Source organism: uncultured Microbacterium sp. (assembly GCF_963521695.1).
Classification (GTDB): domain Bacteria; phylum Actinomycetota; class Actinomycetes; order Actinomycetales; family Microbacteriaceae; genus Microbacterium.
In genome coordinates this window covers 1-4,791 of the sequence record NZ_CAUQWC010000243.1, presented here as the reverse complement: position 1 = coordinate 4,791, position 4,791 = coordinate 1, and the positions used below count along the sequence as shown (strand labels likewise).

The following is a 4,791-nucleotide window of genomic DNA, read 5'->3' as shown; positions in this document are numbered from 1 at the left end:
CGGCGAAGGGAGGACGGATGCCGCGGGGTCGGTCCTCCGCTCCCGGATTTTCCTCCCGCGGGGCGCCTGGGACGGTGATCTCAGCCTGCGGCGACCTCGGCGGCGGCGCGTTCACCGCTCCCCGTCGAGCGGATGCGCGTCGAGCGGATCGGGTGACCGGTCGTCGTCAGGCACCGGCCCGAGGCCAGGTCCCACTTCCAGTCGTGCAGCGAGCATGTGAGCACGCCGTCCTCGATCTTGCCGGTCTTGGTCAGATCGGCGCGCAGGTGCGGGCACCGACGCTGGACGGTCCAGCCGTCGATCTCGGCATCCTCGGTCTGGTCCGACTGCTCGGCGTACCAGTTCTCGACATACTCGATGCGGTCGCGCGAGAGGCACTTGAGGAACGTGGTGAGGAACTCGTTGAACTTGCCCGAACGGCCCACCTCGAACTGCATCGACAGGAAGATCGAGTTCGACCAGTCGATCTCGTGATCGCGGATGTTCGTCGACACCAGGTCGGCGGGGATCGTGTACCAGTAGATGCACTCCTCGCCGGCGTACTCGCGCACCTTCGCCTTGGGGAAGTCGACGACCATGTCGAGCTCGCCGATGCGGAAGCGCACCGCTCCCCCGACGCCGTTGCGAATGGTGCGGGCGCGGCGCAGCAGTGGCTCCCACCACTCCTTGATCGCCGAGAGCATCTCGGCCGGCGGCAGGATTTCGGCTCGGGATGCCACCTCGGCGGCGATCTCCTCGCGGCGACCGTCGCGCTGCTGGGCGAGGTAGTTCCACTTGTCGCCGAAGACACGCTCGATCTCGTCGTCGGTGTACAGCGTCTGCGTGACGGTCACGTCGGATCCCTGCACCTCGACCTCGGTGCCGGGGAGGAACAGATATCCCTTCTGGTCGGGACGCTGCTCGTTCATGTGCGCGAGAAATTCACGCTGATCGGTGAAGATCGAATCGTTGTCGAGCCCGGTGCCGTTGTAGCGGAACAGCTCGTCGCGCAGGAACATCGGCGGCCCCGCCATCGGGAACACGTGCGGCGCGTCGACCTTGTCGATGTAGTACATCGCGCGCTTGTTCTGCGCGTCGCGCTTGAGCTGAGCGAAGTTCTGCTTGGCATCCTGGGGCAGGTCGTAGACCATCGGCCACCAGATCGCACCCGACACCTGGGTGAAGTACGCGTCGGGCGTGCCGAAATCGAAGAGCGCGTCGAGATCCAGCGGATGGGAGTCGTTCTGATTCAGCACGGATGCCGTGCCGTCGTCGAGCGAGAGCGACGAGTCGCCGATGGGGCCGTCGGAGGGGGCGCGCAGAGGCGTCACCATCAGCTTCAGGTCGCCGAACTGCAGCGGCACGCCCGCCTCGGTGCGCACGAGGTTCGTATACCCGAGGGCGATGAGGTCTTGCTCGAGGTCGTCGGTCGGGTACTCGGGAAGCAGCACCTTGATGTCTTTCGACACATACCGCCCGAGCAACGCCGGATCGAAGTGATCGCGGTGACGGTGCGAGATGTAGAGGAAGTCGGCCGCGCCGAAGCGCTCCCAGTCCAGAGAGCGGTTGTCGGGGAACGGGAACCACGAGCCGAAGAAGCTCGGACCGATGACGGGGTCGCAGAGGATGCTGCCGCCCGCCGTCTCGATGAACATGCCTGCGTGGCCGAGGCCGGTGACTCTCATGTCGCTCCTGTGTCGTGGACGGAACCTGTTGAGTCTACGCGGGGGTCGCCTGGGCGGGCGGTGGGCGTGGACCTCCCCGGGCGACGGATGCCGGACCGTGCCGGGATCGACCCGGTCTCTCGGGGTCCGAGGCCAGAATTCTCCGTCACGGCCCGAGGAGCCCACGGATGTCCTCGGCGTCGAGCGCCGCCGCGAACGCCTCGCCGTCGTCGATGACCGCCTCCGACAGTGCGGCCTTGCGGCGCTGCAGAGCGAGAACCTTCTCTTCGATCGTGCCCGCGGCGATCAACCGGTAGACGAACACGCTCTTGTCCTGCCCGATGCGGTGGGCGCGGTCGATCGCCTGTGCCTCGGCCGCGGGGTTCCACCACGGGTCGAGCACGAACACGTACTCCGCCTCGGTGAGGGTCAGTCCGAACCCTCCGGCTTTGAGGCTGATGAGGAACACCGGCGCGTCACCCTGGCGGAAGTCGGTGACCACGTCGCCACGCCGTGTGGTGCTGCCGTCGAGGTGCGTGTAGGCGAGGCCCTCGGCATCCAGTCGCTGCGCCGCCATATCGAGGAACGAGGTGAACTGACTGAACACCAGCGCGCGGTGCCCCTCGGCGGCGATCTCGACGAGGCGATCGAGCAGCACATCGAGCTTGGCGGAGCCGAGGCTCGCGTCACGGTCATCGACCAGGCCCGGCGCGAGTGCCAACATGCGCAGCAGCGTCAACGAGCGGAACACGATGAACCGCTGCCGATCGAGGTCGTCGAGCAGGCCGAGCACCTTCTGTCTCTCGCGCTGCAGCACCCGGTCGTAGACCGCCTGATGCGCGGGGCCGAGAGGAACCGCGATCTCCTGCTCCTGCTTCGGAGGGAGATCGGATGCCACGACGTCTTTCGTGCGGCGCAGGAGGAACGGCCGCACGCGCCGGCGCAGCTTCGCGAGCATCTTCTCGCGGTGAGCGTCGGTCGCGGCGGCTGAGAGCTCGGTGGGTGCGTCGGAGGGAAGTCGCTCGATGGCCCGGGTGTAGTCCTCGCGGAACTGCCGGATCGAGGGGAACAACCCGGGCGCGGTCAGAGCCAGCAGTGCCCACAGGTCGTCGAGCCCGTTCTCGATCGGTGTGCCCGTGGCCGCGTACACCGCGTCGGTGCGGAGCGCTGCGATGGCACGATGGATGCGGGTCGCGGGGTTCTTCACGAACTGCGCCTCATCGAGCACCACCCCCGAGAAGTGCGTCGCGGCGAACTCCTCGGCATCCGCTCGGACGACGCCGTACGACGCCACGACCACGTCGGCATCGCCCGCGATGTCGGCGATGGTCCGAACACGGCGCACGGACGTCGCCTCGACGACGGCGACCCGCAGCTCGGGGACGAACCGCGCCGCCTCGGCATGCCATGTCGGCAGCACCGAGGTCGGGGCGACGACGAGCCACGGTCGCGCGTCTTTCCGCGAACGGGTGTGGGCGATCAGCGCGAGCAGCTGCAGGGTCTTGCCGAGCCCCATGTCGTCGGCCAGGATGCCGCCGAGTCGATGTGCGTGCAGAAGCGCGAGCCACGACAGGCCCTCGCGCTGATAAGGACGCAGGTCGGCGAGGAATCCCGGCGGCGTCGCAACCTCGGGTACCTCGGCGACGTCCCGCAGCGCCCGGGCGAGCTGTCGCCACTCCAGGGCCGCGTCGGATTGATCGGCGAGGTCTTCGAATTCGGCCCACAGGGAGAGGTGCGTCCGCGGGACGCGCGGACCCGTCTCCCACTCGTCGAGCGCGGCAGCCTCTTCCAGCAGCTCGCGCAGGCGTTGCAGGGAGGGGTGGGCGAGCGAGAACCACGCTCCGTCGGAGAGCTTGATGCGCGTCCGCCCACGCGACAGCGCCGTGAACAGTACGCCGAAGGGGATCAGCCGACCGTCGATCGTCACCGCGATTCCGAGGTCGAGCCAATCGCGATCGAGGGACTCGACCGTCGTGATGCGCAGCGACGGATCGCCGCGCAGCTCGCGGAATGTCGGGCGGGCACCGCGCGTGCGTACACGCACCTCGTCCACCACGTCGACCGCCGGGAGCACGTACGCGCTGAAGGCCGCGGCGTCGGCGTCGCGCAGGGTGGCCCGCGGCGCGAGGGGCAGATCGGATGCCGACCTCCAGGCCGTCTCGAACCGCTCCCCGATCTGCGCCTCGGCGCGGTCCTCCCGGTCGGGGTGCTCCCGATCGTCGTTCCAGGCGGCACGGTACCCGCCGGGGTAGACCCAGTCGAGGCGGTACTCCACCGCGTCGCCGTCGACGTACGAGACGTCGAGCGTGAGGGTCGGCCGCGCCGGGGGTGGCGCCGGCACACCGGCGCCGACCGACAGCGGCGCGCGGCGCGCCAGCCCGGGGTAGACCTCGGCGACGAACTCCGCCGCGTCGTCCGGCGGCACCTCGACCACCCCGCCTCGGAGCAGGGCGGGCAGCGGCGCGGGCAGATCGACCGCCGCGAGAACGAGGGGTACGGGGTCGCGGTCGAGCTCGTACGCGAACATGCCGTACCCGCCGATCGCCCGGGCGTGAGCGGCATCCCGTCGCCGTCCGTCGATCTCGAGGTCGGCGGACACGCGCAACGCTCCCCCCCCCCACGGCGTCCAGCGCCACACGCGCCGTCGCCTGGGCCGCGAGACTTACGCTCTGCTGCGTGTTCATCGAGACGATCGGGATGCCGAGCGACTCCGCCGCGCGCAAATGGGGCCACAGCAGGGGTGAGTCGACGGCATCGAGGGCGATCGTGTCACCGGACGGGGCGAATGGTCCCGTCGTCCTCAGCGCCTGGGCCAGGGCGTGCAACTCGGCGAACCAGCGAACCTGCGACGGATCGAAGCGGCCCGACGACCGCCGCACGGCATCCCACGTGGCATCCGCCCGGATCCACGTGTCTCGCGTTCCGCGCACGAGGGGCCGCGCGACGAGCTGCAGGTCGTCCTGCCGTTGCGCGAGCATGCGCGGGGTGACCGCCACGACCGCGCGGGCGTCCCACCGGGCGGGGTCGTAGGCCTCGCGCTGGCGCAGCTCGATGCCGAGGGCGAGCGGCTCGAACGCGGCCGGCTCACTCCTCGGGACGAGGTCGCGCCAGGTGGTCACGCGAGCATCCTGCCGGAGACCTCCGACAT

Annotated in this window: 3 protein-coding genes; 1 reads left to right on the top strand and 2 read right to left on the bottom strand. The window is 69.5% G+C overall.

What is annotated here, in order from left to right; translation table 11 throughout:
* Nucleotides 1–80: 80 nt before the first annotated feature.
* The gene (locus tag RWP81_RS14365) at nucleotides 81–1,664 is read right to left on the bottom strand and encodes a Rieske 2Fe-2S domain-containing protein (RefSeq protein ID WP_314457207.1); all 1,584 of its coding nucleotides are present in this window, start codon (nucleotides 1,662–1,664) and stop codon (nucleotides 81–83) included.
* A 145-nt stretch (nucleotides 1,665–1,809) separates the two neighbouring features.
* Nucleotides 1,810–4,242: a DEAD/DEAH box helicase gene (locus RWP81_RS14360; protein ID WP_314457205.1), complete on the bottom strand. Its 2,433-nt coding sequence runs from the start codon at nucleotides 4,240–4,242 to the stop codon at nucleotides 1,810–1,812.
* 220 nt (nucleotides 4,243–4,462) lie between these two features.
* Between RWP81_RS14360 and RWP81_RS14355 the strand changes: the two genes are divergently transcribed.
* A partial coding sequence (locus tag RWP81_RS14355; RefSeq protein WP_314457203.1) for a hypothetical protein occupies nucleotides 4,463–4,791 on the top strand: 329 nt, incomplete at its 3' end.